Raw genomic sequence first — 16,481 nt, forward strand, 5'->3', positions numbered from 1 at the left:
CCTGCCGCGATCCGCTCGCGACCCTCGGCCGAGCCGGCCGGGCGCACCTGGCAGCCTGTGCGGCCGTGGTGAACGTCCTCTCCATCCAGTCGCACGTCGCCTTCGGCCACGTGGGCAACTCCTCGGCCGTCTTCCCGCTGCAGCGCCTCGGCGTCGAGGTGTGGCCGGTGCACACCGTCCAGTTCTCCAACCACACCGGCTACGGCGCGTGGACCGGCCGGGTGTTCGACGGGCAGGCCGTCGAGGAGGTCGTCGACGGCATCGCCGACCGCGGCGTCCTGGGCACCGCCGACGCCGTCCTGTCGGGTTACCTCGGCTCCGCCGACATCGGCCACGCCGTCGTCGGCACCGTCGGGCGGGTGCGCGCGGCCAACCCCGACGCCGTCTACTGCTGCGACCCGGTCATCGGCGATGTCGGCCGCGGCGTGTTCGTGCGCCCCGGCATCGAGGAGCTCATGCGCGAGGTCGCCGTCCCCGCGGCCGACCTGGTGACCCCCAACCACTACGAGCTCGACCTGCTCGCGCAGACGACGACGCGGACCCTCGCCGAGGTCAGGGACGCCGTCGCCGCGGTGCAGGCGCTGGGCCCGCGGGTGGTGCTGACGACGTCGCTGGTCGTCGACGACACCCCCGACGACGCGGTCGACCTGCTCGCCTCCGAGGGCGGCCGGCACTTCCGGGTCCGCACGCCGCGGCTGTCGGTGTCGGTCAACGGCGCCGGCGACGCGATCGCGGCGCTGTTCCTCGCGCACTGGCTCGACACCCGCTCGGCTGGCGAGGCGCTGGGCCGGGCCGCGGCCAGCGTGTGGGGTCTGCTGCGGCGCACCGAGGAGGCCGGCTCGCGGGAGATCCTGCTGGTCGCCGCCCAGGACGAGTTCGTGTCGCCGTCGCGGAGCTTCGCCGTCGAGGAGGTCTGAACGCGCGGGGAGCCGCTCCCCGACCTAGCGTCCCCGCGTGGACCTGTTCCGGACGAAGTCGGTCGAGGCGGTACGAGCGGACGCCGGGGACGACCCCGCCGGCGCCGAGAGCACCGGGCACCTGCGCAAGCGGCTGAGCGCCCGCCACCTCGTCGGCTTCGGCATCGGCATCGTGATCGGCACCGGCATCTTCACGCTCACCGGTGTCACGGCGAAGCAGAACGCGGGGCCGGCGGTGGTCGTCTCCTTCGCCATCGCCGGCCTGGTCGCCCTGCTGGCCGCGCTCTGCTACGCCGAGCTCGCCTCCGCGGCGCCGACGGCGGGCAGCGCCTACACCTACGCCTACGCGACCGCCGGCGAGGTGGTGGCGTGGATCATCGGCTGGGACCTGTTCCTCGAGTTCGCGCTCGGCGCGGCGGTGGTGGCCCGCGGCTGGTCGGGCTACGTGGGCAACCTGCTCGGCCTGCCGCCGTCGCTGTTCGGCGAGACGTCGACGGTGAACGTCGGGGCGGCCGCGATCGTCGTCGTCCTGACGCTGGTGGCCGTGCTGGGCATCCGGGAGTCGGCGCGGGTCACCGGCCTGCTCGTGGTCGTCAAGGTCGCCGTCTGCGTGTTCGTCATCGTCGCCGGCGCCTGGTTCGTGCGCGGCGCCAACCTCACGCCGTTCGTCCCGCCCGCGGAGCCGGCCGAGGGCGGCAGCGGGCTCACCCGGCCGCTCATCGAGGTGGTCGCCGGGCTGGAACCGGTCGCCTTCGGCGTCGGCGGCGTGCTGACCGCGGCCGCCGTCGTCTTCTTCGCCTACACCGGCTTCGAGGCGGTCGCGAACCTCTCGGAGGAGACCCGGCGCCCGGCGCGCGACGTGCCGCTCGGCCTGCTCGGCACCCTGGGGCTGGCGACCGCCCTCTACGTCGGCGTCGCGTTCGTGGTCGTCGGGATGGTCGAGTACCGCGACATCGACGAGGGCGCGCCGATCGCCGACGCCTTCGACCAGGTGGGGCTGGGCTGGGCGTCGTCCCTGGTGTCGATCGCCGCGGTGGCGGGCCTGACCTCGGTGATCCTCGTCGACCTGATCACCATCGGCCGCATCGGCTTCGCCATGGGCCGCGACGGCCTGCTGCCGCCGGCGGTGGCCCGGGTCAGCCCGCGCACCGGCACCCCGGTGCGGGTCACCCTGCTGTTCGCGGGCCTCGTGCTGGTCCTCGCGACGTTCGTCCCGCTCGGCACGCTGGCCGACCTGGTGAGCATCGGCACGCTGTTCGCGTTCCTGCTGGTGTCGGTCGCGGTGGTCGTGCTGCGGCGCACCCGGCCGGAGCTCGAGCGGCCGTTCCGGGTGCCGCTGTCGCCGGTGCTGCCGCTGCTGTCCGCGCTCGCCTGCCTCTACCTGATGCTCAACCTGAGCATCGAGACCTGGCTGCGCTTCCTGGCGTGGCTGGCGATCGGGCTGCTCGTCTACGCGGTCTACGGCTACCGCAACTCCCGCCTCGGCCGCTCGGCCCGCACGAGGTCCGGAGCGCGCGTGTGACCGACGACCCCGCGGAGCGGGCGGCGGCCGCGGCCCGGCGCAGCCGCGAGCTGGCCGACCGCCGCGCGCGGTTGGCCGCGGGCGACGCGCCTTCCGGGGACGACGTCCGGGCGGCGGAGCGGGCCGCGGAGGAGTCCGCCGCCCGGGCGGAGGCGGCGCAGGAACGCACCGCGGGGCGGCACGAGGAGGCCGCGGGGCTGCACGAGGCCGCGGCAGGGGCGCACGAGGCGGCGGCCGGGACCGGGCACGGCGACCCCGGCGACCACCGGCGGCAGGCGTCCGGGCACCGCGAGGAGGCCCGGACCCACCGGCGGCAGGCCGCCGAGGAGGGACCCGAGGGCTGAGGTCGTTCCGGTGGGGCGACCTCCTCGCAGGGGCCCGCCGCGAGCCTGCGAGCGGTGGGGGGCAGGGAGGTCCTCTGACTAGTCGGTGGGGTCCATCAGGACGACGGCGCCGCCGCGCCGGGCCGCGCCGGGTGCGGAGGCGCTGACCGTCACCCGGACCCGCAGCGGCCGGCCCCGGCGGTTGACCGCCCGCAGCTCGAGGGTCTCGTGCGGCGGCCCGTCGCCGGCCACCTGCCGGCGCAGCAGCGGCTGCAGCTGGGCCAGCGGCAGCCCGATGTCGAGGTCGAGCAGGCGCCGGCCGGTGACCTCGTCCTGGCGCAGGCCCCACAGGTCCTCGGCTGCGGCGTTCCACGCCAGCACCCGCAGGTCGGGGTCCACGACGACGACGCCGGCGCGGAAGCTGGAGAGCACGCCGGTCATGAAGTCGTTGAGCGTGGCGACCTCCTCGGTGCTGACCCGCAGCTCCTCGTTGGTCGTGTGGAGCTCGTCGTTCATCGACTGGAGCTCCTCGTTCATCGTCTCCAGCTCCTCGTTGGTCGACTGGAGCTCCTCGTTGGTGGTCTCCAGCTCCTCGACCGTCGACTGGAGCTCCTCGTTGGTGGTCTCCAGCTCCTCGTTGGTCGACTGCAGCTCCTCGTAGGCGGTCTCGAGCTGCCGGTTGGCGTACTCGAGCTCGCGCTGCAGCCGCCTGTAGTGGGTGACGTCCTCGAAGACGACCGTGCAGCCGAGCGGGCTGCCGTCCTCGCGGGACAGCGGTGCCACCCGGACGTCGAACACGAGCGCCTCGGTGCCGGCCTGGTGCCGCTCGACGCCACGCAGCCACACGGTCTGCCGGCTCGTGACGGCCTCGGCGATCGCGCCGCGCAGCTCGACCGGCCGGTAGGACACCTCGAGGTCCTGGAACGGCCGGCCGACGTCGCGCTCGTCGACGCGGAACAGCCGCCCGGCGTCGGAGTTCACCATCGCCAGGCGGCCGTCGGCGTCGAGGACGAGCTGGGCGCCCGGCGAGGACAGCATCGCCTGGCGGCGCAGCCGGGCGGGGTCGCCGTCGCCGGCGTCGCCGTCGGCGCGCGCGGCGAGGGGGTGCGGCCGCCGGTCGGCCGCCGTGCCGCCCTCGCGCTTGCGGAAGAAGCGCCGGGTGAGGTCGACCGGCACGAACAGCTGCGCGTGCGACAGCAGCATCTCGGCCTTGCCGAGGAACAGCAGCCCGTGCGGGGCCAGGGCGAAGTGCAGCCGGCCGAGGATGCGGTCCTGCGTCTCGGCGGTGAAGTACATGAGGGTGTTGCGGCACAGCAGCAGGTCCACGTGCGAGATCGGCGCGTCCTGCACGAGGTCGTTGCGGCCGAAGATCACCGAGCGGCGCAGGTCCTTGCGGAAGGCGAACCGGGAGCCCTCCGGGGTGAAGTACCGCTCCACCTGCTCGGGCGTCAGGCTGCTCATCTCGCGCTCGGTGAACAGCGCCTGGCGCGCCTGCGCGAGCGCCTCCTCGTCGACGTCGGTGGCGTAGATCTTCACCCGCTCGCGGAACTCGTCGACCCCGAGCGCCTCGGCCAGCAGGATCGCCAGGCTGTAGGCCTCCTGCCCCGAGGCCGAGCCGGCGCTCCACACCCGGATGACCGGGCCGGCGGAGGCCAGCAGCTGCGGCAGCAGCTCGTCGCGCAGGTGGTCCCAGGCCGGCCGGTCGCGGAAGAAGCTCGTGACGTTGATGAGGATCGTGGTGAACAGCGGCGCGAACTCGTCGGGGTGGACCTCGAGGAAGTCCTGGTACTCCGCGACCGAGGAGATGCCGACCTCGGCCATGCGGCGGCGCACCCGGCGGACCAGGCTCGGCCGCTTGTAGCCGGTGAAGTCGAAGCCGCGGCGCTCGCGCAGGTAGTGCAGCAGCCCCTCGAAGTCGGGGTCGAGCCCGGCCGCGGCCTCGCCGAACGGGTCCGTCCCGTCGTCGAGCTCGTCGGCCAGCAGGTCGTCGTCGACCGTGTCCTCCGGCTGTCGCTCCTCCGCCACGGATCAGGCCCCCCGGGGATCGGCCGGGTCGCCCAGGGTGTCGTCGAGACCACCGTCGACGCCGTCGGGGACGTCTCCCCCGGCGAGCACTCCGCGCTCGAGCAGCCCACGCAGCAGCCCGGCCGCCTGCAGGGCCTCGTCGTGCCGGCGGTGGAACGCCGACGCGCTGTGCCGGTGCCCGTGGCCCTCGGCGCGCTGCCCCAGCCGCAGGCTCAGCGCCGCCTGTTCCTCCAGGCCGCGCAGCGCCATCCACAGCGCGCTCTCCAGCGCCTGCGCCTGCTCGGCGGCCAGCGCCTCGGGTGACCAGGCGTGCCCGACGCGGCAGCGGTAGCGCTCCAGCCCGCCCTCGTCGATCGAGAACAGCGCGCCGTGGCAGCTCGGGCAGCCGAAGCCCGACGGCGTCCCGGGGCGCTCGTCCTGGTCCATCGCCTCGCCGTCGAGCCGAGCCATCCGCGTCTCCGTCGTCATCAGGTCCGGGGGCGGCTCGTCGGCCGGGACGTCAGCCTCCTCGCGCACCAGCCGGTCGACCAGGGCCGCCAGGTCGGCGAGCGGGGCGACGTGGTCGGCCCGGCCGAACTCGATCGCGTGCAGCGGCATGCTGGCGTAGATCGCGTCGGCGGGGTCCTGCGCGACGGTGACCCCGCCGCGGGCCCGGACGGCGATCGTGCCGGCGGTGCCGTCGTCGAGGGCGCCGGAGAGGACGACGGAGACCACGCGTGGGCCGTGCGCGCGGGCGGCCGAGCGGAACAGCACGTCGACCGCGGGCCGGTGGCCGTTCTCGCGCGGGCCGCGGGAGAGCAGGAGGTGCTCGTCGAGCACGAGCAGGTGCCGGTCGGGCACCGCGACGGCGACCGTGCCGACCTGCAGCGGCATCCCGTCCGTGGCGGCGTGCACCGGCAGCGCCGACACCCGCCCGAGGATGGCCGGCAGGGCGCTGCGGCCGCTGGCCGGCACGTGCAGGACCACGAGGACCGCGGCGGGCAGGTCCTGCGGGAGGGCGGCCAGCAGGTCGCGCAGCGCCTCGACGCCGCCGGCGGACGCGCCGATCACCACCACGTCACGCTGTCCCACGTCCCCGCCTCCGTCCCGCCTCCCGTGCGGGCATGCGTCCCCTGCACCCTAGGCGCCCGGCCGGCGCGGTACGGCGGCCAGACCGGGAACCGGGCCGGCCGGTCCGCGTTGCCGCCTCCGAGCGCCCTGGCTAGCGTCGCCGACGGCGAGCAGCAGCGCCCGCCGCGCAGGACGCCGCGGTCCGCACACGTGCCGATCGACATGCCGGAGCGCTGATGTCGCACCTCCCGGGCAACCGTCCCGTCGCCACCGACGACACCGCGCCGCCGACCGGTGGCCGCATGTCGGCGAGCACCCGTTCGACCGTCCTGGGCGCGATGTTCCTCATGGCCACCTCGGCCATCGGGCCCGGCTTCATCACCCAGACGACGACGTTCACCGTCCAGCTCGGCGCCGCCTTCGCCTTCGCGATCGCCGTGTCGATCCTCATCGACATCGCGCTGCAGCTGAACGTCTGGCGGGTCGTCGGCGTCTCGGGTCGGCGGGCGCAGGAGCTGGGCAACCTCGTCGCCCCCGGCCTCGGCTGGCTCATGGCCGGCCTGCTCGTCGTCGGCGGTCTGGTGTTCAACGTCGGCAACGTCAGCGGAGCCGGGCTGGGCACCGACGCGATGTTCGGCCTGGAGCCGAGGATCGGGGGCGCGCTGTCGGCTCTGGTCGCGATCGGGGTGTTCCTGAGCAAGCGGGCCGGCGTCGCCGTCGACCGGATCGTCGTCGTCCTCGGACTGGCGATGATCCTGCTGACCACCTACATCGCGATCACCTCCGGCCCGCCGGTGGGGACGGCGCTGCGCAACGTCGTCCTGCCCGAGCAGATCGACGTCCTGGCCATCACCACGCTGGTCGGCGGGACGATCGGCGGCTACATCGTCTACGCGGGCGCGCACCGGCTGCTCGACTCCGGCGTCACCGGCCCCGGGCACGTCCGCGACATCACCCGGGGCTCGGTCACCGGCATCGTCGTCACCGGGATCATGCGGGTCGTCCTGTTCCTCGCCATCCTCGGCGTGGTGGCCGGCGGGGCGTCGCTGGACCCGGACAACCAGGCGGCCTCGGCGTTCGAGATCGCCGCCGGCGAGGTGGGTCTGCGGGTGTTCGGCGTCGTGCTGTGGGCGGCGTCGATCACCAGCGTCATCGGCGCCTCGTACACGTCGGTGTCGTTCGTGACCTCCCGGACCCGCACCAGCGACCGCACCCGCACACTGCTGGTGGTCGGCTTCATCGCCGTCACCACGCTGGCGTACCTGGTGGCCGGGGCCGCGCCCACCACGCTGCTGGTGTTCGCCGGCGCCTTCAACGGCCTGCTGCTGCCGATCGGCATCGCCGTCCTGCTGTGGGTGGCCACCCGGCGGACCGACCTCCTCGGCGGCTACCGCTACCCGCGCTGGCTGCTGGTGGTCGGGTGGGTGGCGTGGTTCGGGACGCTCTACCTCGCGGTCAACTCCGTCCGCCCGGTCATCGAGCTGTTCTCCTGAGCAGGATCACCCCATGCCTCCCGGACGGATGGACCTGAACTCCGACCTCGGCGAGGGCTTCGGCCAGTGGACCCTCGGCGACGACGACGCGCTGCTCGGCGTGGTCACCAGCGCCAACGTCGCCTGCGGCTTCCACGCCGGCGACCCGGTGATCCTGCGCCGCGTCTGCGAGCGGGCCGCAGCGGCCGGCGTCGCGATCGGGGCGCAGGTGGGCTACCGCGACCTCGCGGGCTTCGGCCGCCGGTTCGTCGACGTCGAACCGGACGCGCTGACCCAGGACGTCCTCTACCAGGTCGGCGCGCTCGAGGCCTTCGCCCGCGTGGCCGGGACCCGGGTGCGCTACGTCAAGCCGCACGGGGCGCTCTACAACGCGATCGTCGCCCACGAGGACCAGGCGGCGGCCGTGGTGCGCGCCGTCGTCGAGTACGACCGGACGCTGCCGGTGCTCGGCCTGCCCGGGTCCGCGTGGCTGCGACTGGCGGCCGAGGCCGGACTGACCGTCGTGGCAGAGGCGTTCGCCGACCGGGCCTACACACCGCAGGGGGCGCTGGTGTCCCGGCGGCAGCCCGGCGCAGTCCTCCACGACGCCGGGGAGATCGCCCGCCGCTGCGTGGCCATGGCCGCCGGGGAACCGGTCACCGACGTCGACGGCGGCCCGCTGCTCCTGGCACCGCAGTCGATCTGCGTGCACGGCGACACCCCCGGCGCGGTCGGGATCGCCCGGCAGGTGCGGACGGCGCTCACGGACGCCGGCGTGACCCTGGCCCCGTTCGCCTGATGCGGGTCCTGCCGAGCGGGTCGTCAGCGCTGCTGGTCGAACTCGACGACCTCGACGCCGTCCTCGGGTTCTCCGCCGCGCTGCGGGACCGCGCGCTGCCGGGCGTGGTCGACGTCGTCCCGGCGGCGCGGACGGTGCTGGTGGTGTCCGACGGGAGCCTCGCAGACCTGCGGACGGCCCTCGAGCGGCTGCCGTGGCGCCCCGGCCGGGCTGGCACCGGCGAGCGGGTGGAGCTGCCGGTGCGCTACGACGGCGAGGACCTGGCGGCGGTGGCCGGGCTGCTCGGCACCGACCCCGACGGCGTCGTCGCGGCGCACACCGGCCGCGAGTGGACGGTGGCCTTCTGCGGGTTCGCGCCCGGGTTCGGCTACTGCGTGCCGGACGCCGAGCCGTGGGACGTCCCCCGGCTGACGACGCCGCGCACCCGCGTCCCGGCCGGGGCGGTCGGGCTGGCCGGCGGCTTCACCGGCGTCTACCCGAGCGCCTCCCCCGGCGGCTGGCAGCTGATCGGGCGCACCGACGTCGCGGTGTTCGACCTGTCCCGCGACCCCGCGGCGCTGCTGCGGCCGGGCGTGCGGGTGCGGTTCGTGCCGTGCTGACGGTGGTGGCGGCAGGTCCGCTGACCACGGTGCAGGACCGCGGCCGGCCCGGCCTCGGCGGCATCGGGGTGGGCCGGTCGGGCGCCGCCGACCGGGCCGCGGCCGCGCTGGCCAACCGGCTGGTGGGCAACGACGCCGCCGCGGCGGTGCTGGAGGCCACCCTCGGCGGGCTCGTGGTGCGCGCGGAGGCCGACTGCTTCGTCGTCACCACCGGCGCGCGGTGCCCGGGGTCGCCGGTGCACGCCGCGCCCGGCCTGCTGCGCGCCGGGACGACGCTGGCGCTCGGCACGCCGGTCGCCGGGCTGCGCACCTACCTCGCCGTCCGCGGGGGGATCGCGGTGCCGCCGGTGCTGGGCTCCCGCTCGACCGACGTGCTGTCCGGCCTCGGCCCGGCCCCCCTGCGCGCGGGCGACGTCCTGCCGGAGGGCGACCCCGCCGGCCCGCTGCCCGGCGTCGACCTGGCGCCGGTGGCCGACCCGCCCGCCGGGGAGGTGACCGTGCGGCTGCTGCCCGGCCCCCGCGCTGACTGGCTGACCGCCGCGGCCCTCGGCGCCCTCCCGGGGCCCTGGACGGTCACCGCGGAGAGCAACCGGGTGGGGCTGCGGCTGGCCGGGCCGCGCCTGGAGCGGGCGGTCGACGGCGAGCTGGCCAGCGAGGGGCTGGTGCGCGGCGCGGTGCAGGTGCCGCCGTCGGGCGCGCCGGTGCTCTTCCTCGCCGACGCGCCGGTGACCGGCGGCTATCCGGTGGCCGGCTACGTCGCCGACGACGACGTCGACCGCTGCGCGCAGCTGCGACCCGGCCAGGCGCTGCGGTTCCGCTGCTAGGCGCGCAGCAGGATCGGGTCGAAGGTCAGCGTGCGGAACGGGTTGGCCAGCCCGACCTCGGCGGCGCGGGCGGGGTCGTCGACCTCGGGGACCTCGCGGACGAGGCTCTCCTTGACGCCGAACACCGCGTCGGAGTCGAGGTAGGGCGAGTCGGCCACGAACACGTGCGTGGTCACCGGGCGGTAGCCGGGCGCGGCGACGATGAGGTGCAGGTGCGCCGGGCGGTTGGGGTGGCGGCCGGTGGCGGCGAGGAGCCGGCCGACCGGGCCGTCGTCGGGGATCGGGTAGTAGCGCGGGACCACCGAGCGGAACCAGAACCGGCCGTCGCCGTCGGCGGTGAACAGCCCGCGCAGGTTGCCCGGCGGCTGCACGTCGGGCTGCTGGACGTCGTAGAAGCCGTCCTCGTTGGTCTGCCAGACGTCGACGGTCGCGCCGGCCAGCGGCTCGCCGTCGGGACCGGTGACCCGCCCGGACACCAGGCAGGGGGTGCCCTTGCCGTCGAGGGCGATGTCGTCGCCGAGCTGCCGCGGCGGTGACTCGACCACGTGGAAGGGGCCGAGGACGGTGGACTCGGTGGAGGTGCCGCCGGAGCGGTGGTTGATCGTCTCCACCAGCATCGAGACGCCGAGGACGTCGGAGAGCAGGATGAACTCCTGCCGCACCCCGGTGCTCGTGTGGCCGGTGCGGGTGAGGAAGTCGACGGCGACGGCCCACTCCTCCTCGGTGAGCTCGACGTCCTTGACGAAGGCGTGCAGGTGACGGACCAGCGAGGTCATCACCTGCCGCAGCCGCGGGTCGGGAGTGCCGGCGAAGCTGGCCGCGACGACCTCCGCCGAACGCTCCTCGCTGAACAGCTCGCCGCTCATGCGCGCAGCCTCTCGCGCTCAGGCGGATCACGGAACCGCGACGGCGAGGTCGTGCACCTCAGCCGGGGTGCACGACCTCGTCCGCGCTCAGAACGGGTAGGCGGGCAGGTCGCCGCGCACGGTGACCCACTGCGTCTCGGTGAACGCCTCGATGTTCGCCTGCGGGCCGCCGTGCCGGGAGCCGGTGCCCGACGCGCCGACCCCGCCGAAGGGCGCCACCGCCTCGTCGTTGACGGTCTGGTCGTTGATGTGGACCAGGCCGCTCGGGATCCGCTCGGCCAGCTCGAGGCCGGCGTAGACGTCCCGGGTGAGGATGCCCAGGCTCAGGCCGTACTCGGTGCCGGCGGCGAGCGTGGCGACCTCGTCGAGGCTGGAGAACGGCGTCACCGGGGCGACCGGGCCGAAGATCTCCTCCTGGTAGGCCGGGTGGTCGATGGCGACGCCGCCGAGGACGGTCGGCCGGTAGAACAACCCCTCGAAGGTGCCGCCGGTGCGCACCGTGGCGCCCCTCTCCACGCTGGCGGTCACCAGCCCGTGCACCCGGTCGCGCTGGCCGGCGTCGATCAGCGGGCCCATCGCGACCTGCTCACGGAACGGGTCGCCGACCGGCAGCTTCTCCACCTTCTCGGTGAGCACCGCCGTGTACTCCTCGGCGATCGACTCGTGCACCAGGTGCCGGCTGGTGGCCATGCAGATCTGGCCCTGGTGGGAGAAGGTGCCCCAGGCGCCCACGCTGGCCGCGGCGGTGACATCGACGTCGGGCAGCACGATGAGCGCGGAGTTGCCGCCGAGCTCCAGGTGCGCCCGCTTGAGGTGCTGGCCGGCCAGCGCGCCGACGATGCGGCCGGCCCGCGTGGAGCCGGTGAAGGCGATGACCCGCACCTGGGGGGCGGTGACCAGCGCCTCCCCGACGTCGGCGCCGCCGGGCAGCACCTGGAAGACGCCGGCCGGGAGCCCGGCCTCCTCGAAGACCCGCGCGAACACCGCGCCGCCGGAGATGGCGGTGCGCGGGTCGGGCTTGAGGACGACGGCGTTGCCCAGCGCGAGGGCCGGGGCGATGGCGCGGATGGCCAGGATGGTCGGCACGTTGAACGGCGCGATGACGCCGACGACGCCGGCCGGGACGCGGCGGGCGAAGCTCAGCCGGGGCGCACCCGTGCGCAGCAGCTCGCCGTAGGGGTGGCTGGGGAGCGCCGAGGCCTCGTAGCACTCCTGCGCGCTGGTGTGGACCTGGAAGTCACCGAACGGCTGGATCGCGCCGGACTCCCGCGCCAGCCAGCCCTTGATCTCGTCGGCGTTGTCCTCGAGCACCTGGCCTGCGCGGCGCAGCACCCGGGCGCGCTCCTCGAACGGCGCCGCGGCCCAGGCGCGCTGCGCCTCCGCCGCCCGCTCGGCGGCGCCCTGCACGTCCTCGGGGGTCGCTTTTCCCACCGGTGCGATGACGTCGCCGGTGGCCGGCTCCACCGCGTCGTAGGTGCCGCCGGATCCCTCGGTCCACGCCCCCGTCCAGACCCTGCCCTGCCATGCCCCGTCGTCCAGGAGTGCCACGTCGTTCCCTCTCGTCGATGTGCCCTGCCGCGATCCTCGTCCACGGGCCGGACCAAGGCTGCGTACGGGGTTCCCGAGGTTGTGGACAGGCGTCTGACCTGGGGATACACCTCGCGGGACGGCTCGGAGGGCGGTAGGATTCGTACATGCGTTCGGGTGAGCTGGGCGGCGGTGACGTCCTCGACGACGTCGCTGCCGTGGTCGCCGAGCGGAACCGTCAGGACGCCCGGCTGGCGCGGCTCGTGCGGGCGGCGGAGCTGTCGCAGGCGCCCGAACGCGACGGCCAGAAGTCGATGACCTCCTGGCTGCGCGGGCACTGCCGGCTCTCGGGCCCGGAGGCGTCGCGGCTGGTGCGCAACGGCCGCGCACTGCGCCTGCCGGCGCTGGCCGAGGCGCACGACGCGGGACTCGTGTCGTCGGCGCAGGTCGCGGAAGCGGCGCGGGCGGTCACGCCGCAGCGGCTGTCCTCGGCGGCCGCACAAGGCGTCGACCTGGCCGTGATCGACGCGGTGTTCACCGAGGTGGCGATGGAGCGGCCGCACGGCGATCTGGTGCAGGTCGTGCAGCGCTACCTCGATGACCTCGACCCCGACGGCCCCGAACCCGACCCCACCGAGCAGCGGTCGCTGACGCTCTCGAAGCACGCCGACGGGTCACTGTCGATCCGCGGCGAGCTGGACGCCGTCGGCGGGGAGCGACTGCAGGCCGCGCTGGAGGCTCACGTGCAGGCCGACCGGCCCGCCGGTGACGAGCGGACCCGCGCCCAGCGCCTCGGGGACGCGCTCGTGCAGCTGTGCGACAACGCCCTGTCCTCCGGCAGCCTGCCCATCACGCGTGGGGTCAGGCCACAGGTGATCGCCAAGATCGGTCTCGAGGATCTCGCCACCGGCAGCGGGACCGCGGAGATGGGGTTCGGCGCGGTCATCTCCGCCGCCCGCGCCCGCTGGCTGGCCTGCGACGGCGCGGTGAGCCGGGTCGTGTTCGGCCCGGACGGCGCCCCGCTCGACCTCGGCCGCGAGCACCGCCTCGCCACCCGCCACCTCCGCCGAGCAGCCGAACTCCGCGACGGCGGCTGCGTCTTCGCCGGCTGCTCCGCCCCGACGCACTGGTGCGACGTGCACCACCTCGTGCACTGGATCGACGGCGGCGCGACCAGCCTCGAGAACTCGGCACTGCTCTGCGAACGCCACCACACCAAGGTCCACCACGGCTTCCGCGTCGAACGACAACCCGACGGCGCCTGGCACACCTGGCGACCCGACGGGTCGCAGATCAGCACACCTGCACCCCTGCTGGCACCGGTCGCCTGAGCAGCCGGGTCACCACGGTGCGGAGGCGACGCGCCGGGACGGCCGGGTGGCGTCGCGGCACGCGCGCGATGGGCCGGGGACGGGGAGAGCGCCCGCCTAGCGTCCTGCGGCATGGGCAACGGGGACACGTACTGGGACGGTGTGCGACGGCGACTGGTGCTCGCCGTCCTCATCGGCCTGGGTGCCGCCGCCCTCCTGTACTGGCTCGACGACGACGTCACCGCGACCGTGCTCGTCGGCCTCGTGACCTCGCTCAGCGTCGCGCTGGTGCCGAGCCCCCGGGAGCCCGCCGAGACGAGGTGAGCCCGTCTCAGCCGGCGCGCAGCTCCTCGAGGATGGGCCCGGCGACCTTGAACGCGTGGTTGGCGGCCGGCACCCCGGCGTAGACGGCGGCGTGCTGGATCACCTCGCCGATCTCGGCGTCGGTCAGGCCGTTGTGCACCGCGGCGCGCACGTGCAGCGCGAACTCCTCCCAGTGCCGCAGCGCGATGCAGATCGACAGCGTGGCGATGCTGCGCTCGCGCCGCTCGAGGCCGGGACGCTGCCAGACGTCGCCCCACGCCACGCGGGTGATGAAGTCCTGGAACCCGGCGGTGAACGGCGTCGTGTTCGCCACCGCCCGGTCCACCCACGCGTCGCCGAGCACCTCGCGGCGGGTGCGCATGCCGGCCTCGCGGCGGGCGTCGTCCGAGGACAGCGACTCGCTCACGCGTGGCTCCCGGCGGCGTCGAGGTGGGCCAGCAGCGCCCCGGTGACCTCCAGCGGCTGCTCCAGGTTGGGCAGGTGCGCCCCCGGGCTGATCGACACCAGGGTGGCGCCGGCGATCCCGTCGGCGATCAGCTGCTGGTGCGGCGGCGGCAGGGCGGGGTCCTCGGCGCCGGAGACGACCAGCGTCGGCGCGGTGATCCGCGCCAGGTCCTCGCGGGCGTCGAAGTGGCCGACCGCCTCGCAGCAGTTCGCGTACCCCTCGTCGTCGGCGCCGGCGATCATCGCCTCCAGGCGGGCCACCAGGTCGGGGTGCTGCGCCGCGTACGCCGGCGTCAGCCACCGGCCCACGATCGCCGGCGCCAGGGGCGCCGTCCCGCCGGAGCGCGCCTGCACCGCCCGGTCGAGGAAGCCCTGCGGGTCCGGCTTCGCCGAGGTGGCCAGCAGCACCAGGCGGCCCACCCGCGCGGGCTCGCGCGCGGCCAGCCGCATCGCCGTCATCCCGCCCAGCGACAGCCCGGCCACGTGCGCCGTCCGCGCGCCGAGCCGGTCGAGCAGCGCGACGACGTCGTCGACGAGGTCGTCGACCGTGTACGGCCCGGCCGGCGCCGGCGACTCCCCGTGCCCGCGGGTGTCGTAGGTGACCACCCGGTAGCGCTCGGCCAGCGCCGGCACCTGCGGGTCCCACATGCCGCGGGTCGCGCCCAGCGAGTTGGACAGGACGACGACCGGCGCGTCGGCCGGCCCGTCCTCGGTGTAGCTGACCTCGACGGCGGTCACGGTGCCCCTTCCACCAGCTGCTCGTGCTCGGCCAGCGCCGCGTCCACCTGCGCGCCGGCCTCCCCCGGGTCGGGGGTGGCCGCGGCCAGCACCGCGGCGACGTCCACGTCGGTCCGGACGGCGACCACCTCGGCCAGCGACCGGCCGGTGTCGCGCGCGTGCCGGGTCGCCTCGGCGGCCGCGTCGTGCGCCGCGCCGCGGCCCAGCGACGGCGTCAGCGCCTCGGCCAGCGCGCCGGCCAGCGCGCCCTCGCCCGCCGCGGCGACCGCGTCCGCCATCCGGCCGACGTCGGGCCGCAGTCCCCGCAGGCTCTCGGCGAGCCACGCCGCCGCCGAGCCCACCGTGGTCAGCAGGTCGGTGAGCGTGGGCCACTCGCTGTGCCACGCCCCGGCCGCCCGCTCGTGCTCCTGCTCCATGGCGCCCAGCAGCGTGGCCACCAGCCCCGGTGCGCGCCGCGCGCAGGCCCGCGCCGAGATCGCGGCGACCGGGTTCTGCTTGTGCGGCATCGCCGACGAACCCCCGCGCCCCTCCCCCACCTCGGCGACCTCGGCCACCTCCGACTGGGCCAGCAGCACCACGTCGACGGCGACCGTGGCCACCACGCCCGCCGCCGCGCCCAGCGCGCCCGCGAGGTCGGCCACCGGCAGCCGCACGGTGAACCAGGGGACGGCCGGCGCCACCAGCCCGAGCTCGGCGGCCAGCGCACCGCGCACCGCGACCCCGGCCCCCGACGACGCCGCGAGCGTCCCGACCGCGCCGCCGTACTGCACCGGCAGCGAGGCCACGACCTCCGCCAGCCGCAGCCGCGCGCCGTCGAGACCGGCGAGCCAGCCGGCCGCCTTGAGCCCGAAGGTCGTCGGCAGCGCCTGCTGCATCAGCGTGCGGCCCATGACGACGTCGTCGCGGTGGGTCCGCGCGAGTGCGGCGCAGACGCCGGCGGCCGCGGCGAGGTCGGCGTCGACCTCCGCGATCGCCCGCCGGGCGAGCAGCACCAGCGCGGTGTCGACGACGTCCTGGCTGGTGGCGCCCACGTGCACGGCGACGGCGTCGCGCTCGCCGACGGCGTCCTGCAGCGCGCGCACCAGCGGCGGCACCGGGTTGCCGGCGTCGGCGGCGCGGGCGACGACGCGCGCGAGGTCCAGCCGGGACGGGTCGGCGCAGGCCGCGGTCACCGCGTCCGCAGCCGTCGCGGGCACCAGGCCCACCGCGGCGGCGGCGCGGGCCAGCGCGGCCTCGACCTCGAGCAGCGCGCGGAACCACGCGTCGTCGGAGACGGCCGCCGCCGCACCGCCGCGGGCGAAGGTGCCGGCGAACAGACCTGTCACGTCGTCCTTCCTACCGGGGGGCGGGCGAGCCTGCTCAGACGGCGAAGAAGACGGTTTCGCGCTGGCCCTGCAGGTGCACGTCGAAGCGGTAGCCGTCGCCGGTCGGGGTGGCCAGCAGCGTCTGACGGCGGTCTTCCGGCAGGGCCTGGAGCACGGGGTCGGCGGCGTTGGCGTCGGCCTCGTCGGCGAAGTAGATCCGGGTGACGACCCGGTCGAGCAGGCCGCGGGCGAACACCGACACGTCGACGTGCGGCGCCTGCCAGCCACCCTCGCCGTCGGGCACCCGCCCGGGCTTGAGGGTGAACACGCCGAACTCGCCGCTGAGGGTCTGCGCGCGGGCGTACCCGCGGAAGCCGGGATAGGCGGCCTGACCGCGGGGGTCCTCCGGGGAGGGGAAGCCGCCGTCGGGATCGGCC

At 75.5% G+C, this 16,481-nt stretch carries 17 protein-coding genes; 9 read left to right on the forward strand and 8 right to left on the reverse strand.

Going from position 1 to position 16,481, the window contains the following annotated elements:
• The first annotated feature begins 65 nt into the window (after positions 1–65).
• From pdxY to FN207_RS25655, 3 genes are read left to right on the forward strand one after another with little or no spacing between them, the layout of a single operon-like run.
• Positions 66–917, forward strand: coding sequence for a pyridoxal kinase PdxY (gene pdxY, locus FN207_RS25645; RefSeq protein WP_221888407.1), 852 nt, complete (start codon positions 66–68; stop codon positions 915–917).
• A 37-nt stretch (positions 918–954) separates the two neighbouring features.
• Entirely contained in the window at positions 955–2,439 is a 1,485-nt protein-coding gene (locus FN207_RS25650) for an amino acid permease (RefSeq protein ID WP_142461287.1), read from the forward strand.
• Positions 2,436–2,783 carry a hypothetical protein gene (locus FN207_RS25655; protein WP_142461288.1) on the forward strand — a complete coding sequence of 116 codons (348 nt, stop codon included), beginning with the start codon at positions 2,436–2,438 and terminating at the stop codon, positions 2,781–2,783. The genes FN207_RS25650 and FN207_RS25655 overlap by 4 nt, the downstream gene beginning before the upstream one ends.
• Positions 2,784–2,861: 78 nt before the next feature.
• Here FN207_RS25655 and FN207_RS25660 read toward each other — a convergent pair whose 3' ends face one another.
• Both FN207_RS25660 and FN207_RS27440 read right to left on the reverse strand, forming a co-directional pair.
• A complete protein-coding gene (locus FN207_RS25660) occupies positions 2,862–4,787 on the reverse strand; it encodes a CheR family methyltransferase (RefSeq protein ID WP_221888408.1) in 1,926 nt (641 codons plus the stop codon).
• A gap of 3 nt (positions 4,788–4,790) precedes the next feature.
• On the reverse strand, positions 4,791–5,858 hold the full coding sequence (locus tag FN207_RS27440; RefSeq protein ID WP_142461289.1) for a chemotaxis protein CheB: 1,068 nt from the start codon (positions 5,856–5,858) through the stop codon (positions 4,791–4,793).
• Positions 5,859–6,073: 215 nt separating this feature from the next.
• On the opposite strand from FN207_RS27440, the gene FN207_RS25670 reads away from it, so the two are divergent.
• The 4 genes from FN207_RS25670 to FN207_RS25685 are packed head-to-tail and all read left to right on the forward strand — an operon-like array spanning position 6,074 to position 9,531.
• Positions 6,074–7,330, forward strand: coding sequence for an NRAMP family divalent metal transporter (locus FN207_RS25670; protein ID WP_142461290.1), 1,257 nt, complete (start codon positions 6,074–6,076; stop codon positions 7,328–7,330).
• Positions 7,331–7,343: 13 nt separating this feature from the next.
• On the forward strand, positions 7,344–8,108 hold the full coding sequence (locus tag FN207_RS25675) for a LamB/YcsF family protein (protein WP_246066379.1): 765 nt from the start codon (positions 7,344–7,346) through the stop codon (positions 8,106–8,108).
• A complete protein-coding gene (locus FN207_RS25680) occupies positions 8,108–8,707 on the forward strand; it encodes a 5-oxoprolinase subunit B family protein (protein WP_142461291.1) in 600 nt (199 codons plus the stop codon). The genes FN207_RS25675 and FN207_RS25680 overlap by 1 nt, the downstream gene beginning before the upstream one ends.
• Positions 8,701–9,531: a 5-oxoprolinase subunit C family protein gene (locus tag FN207_RS25685; protein WP_221888409.1), complete on the forward strand. Its 831-nt coding sequence runs from the start codon at positions 8,701–8,703 to the stop codon at positions 9,529–9,531. The genes FN207_RS25680 and FN207_RS25685 overlap by 7 nt, the downstream gene beginning before the upstream one ends.
• On the opposite strand, the gene FN207_RS25690 is transcribed toward FN207_RS25685, so the two are convergent.
• Positions 9,528–10,397, reverse strand: a complete 870-nt coding sequence (locus FN207_RS25690) for an intradiol ring-cleavage dioxygenase (protein WP_142461292.1) — start codon at positions 10,395–10,397, stop codon at positions 9,528–9,530. The two genes, FN207_RS25685 and FN207_RS25690, sit on opposite strands and share 4 nt — an antisense overlap.
• Positions 10,398–10,484: 87 nt before the next feature.
• Entirely contained in the window at positions 10,485–11,945 is a 1,461-nt protein-coding gene (locus FN207_RS25695; RefSeq protein WP_142461293.1) for a benzaldehyde dehydrogenase, read from the reverse strand.
• Positions 11,946–12,091: 146 nt separating this feature from the next.
• On the opposite strand from FN207_RS25695, the gene FN207_RS25700 reads away from it, so the two are divergent.
• Both FN207_RS25700 and FN207_RS25705 read left to right on the forward strand, forming a co-directional pair.
• Positions 12,092–13,255 (forward strand): HNH endonuclease signature motif containing protein, encoded by a 1,164-nt coding sequence (locus FN207_RS25700; RefSeq protein WP_142461294.1) that lies wholly within the window; start codon positions 12,092–12,094, stop codon positions 13,253–13,255.
• Between the two features lie 111 nt (positions 13,256–13,366).
• Complete coding sequence (locus tag FN207_RS25705; protein WP_142461295.1) at positions 13,367–13,558, forward strand: hypothetical protein; 192 nt, start codon at positions 13,367–13,369, stop codon at positions 13,556–13,558.
• Between the two features lie 7 nt (positions 13,559–13,565).
• On the opposite strand, the gene pcaC is transcribed toward FN207_RS25705, so the two are convergent.
• The 4 genes from pcaC to pcaG form a co-directional block, all read right to left on the reverse strand.
• Positions 13,566–13,964: a 4-carboxymuconolactone decarboxylase gene (gene pcaC, locus FN207_RS25710; RefSeq protein WP_221888410.1), complete on the reverse strand. Its 399-nt coding sequence runs from the start codon at positions 13,962–13,964 to the stop codon at positions 13,566–13,568.
• The gene (gene pcaD, locus FN207_RS25715; RefSeq protein WP_142461296.1) at positions 13,961–14,740 is read right to left on the reverse strand and encodes a 3-oxoadipate enol-lactonase; all 780 of its coding nucleotides are present in this window, start codon (positions 14,738–14,740) and stop codon (positions 13,961–13,963) included. Before pcaD ends, pcaC begins: the two co-directional genes overlap by 4 nt.
• The gene (pcaB, locus tag FN207_RS25720; protein WP_246066381.1) at positions 14,737–16,065 is read right to left on the reverse strand and encodes a 3-carboxy-cis,cis-muconate cycloisomerase; all 1,329 of its coding nucleotides are present in this window, start codon (positions 16,063–16,065) and stop codon (positions 14,737–14,739) included. The genes pcaD and pcaB overlap by 4 nt, the downstream gene beginning before the upstream one ends.
• 34 nt (positions 16,066–16,099) lie before the next feature.
• Positions 16,100–16,481 (reverse strand): protocatechuate 3,4-dioxygenase subunit alpha (gene pcaG, locus FN207_RS25725; protein WP_142461297.1); only part of this gene is annotated, 382 nt, incomplete at its 5' end.

The organism is Geodermatophilus aquaeductus, assembly GCF_900182545.1.
In the GTDB taxonomy this organism is placed as follows: domain Bacteria; phylum Actinomycetota; class Actinomycetes; order Mycobacteriales; family Geodermatophilaceae; genus Geodermatophilus; species Geodermatophilus aquaeductus.

Bases quoted from the DNA above. Each gene is read 5' to 3' on its own strand.
- FN207_RS25670 (WP_142461290.1), top strand. From the start codon at position 6,074: ATGTCGCACCTCCCGGGCAACCGTCCCGTCGCCACCGACGACACCGCG.
- FN207_RS25675 (WP_246066379.1), top strand. From the start codon at position 7,344: ATGCCTCCCGGACGGATGGACCTGAACTCCGACCTCGGCGAGGGCTTC.
- FN207_RS25680 (WP_142461291.1), top strand. From the start codon at position 8,108: ATGCGGGTCCTGCCGAGCGGGTCGTCAGCGCTGCTGGTCGAACTCGAC.
- FN207_RS25690 (WP_142461292.1), bottom strand. From the start codon at position 10,397: ATGAGCGGCGAGCTGTTCAGCGAGGAGCGTTCGGCGGAGGTCGTCGCG.
- FN207_RS25700 (WP_142461294.1), top strand. From the start codon at position 12,092: ATGCGTTCGGGTGAGCTGGGCGGCGGTGACGTCCTCGACGACGTCGCT.
- FN207_RS25705 (WP_142461295.1), top strand. From the start codon at position 13,367: ATGGGCAACGGGGACACGTACTGGGACGGTGTGCGACGGCGACTGGTG.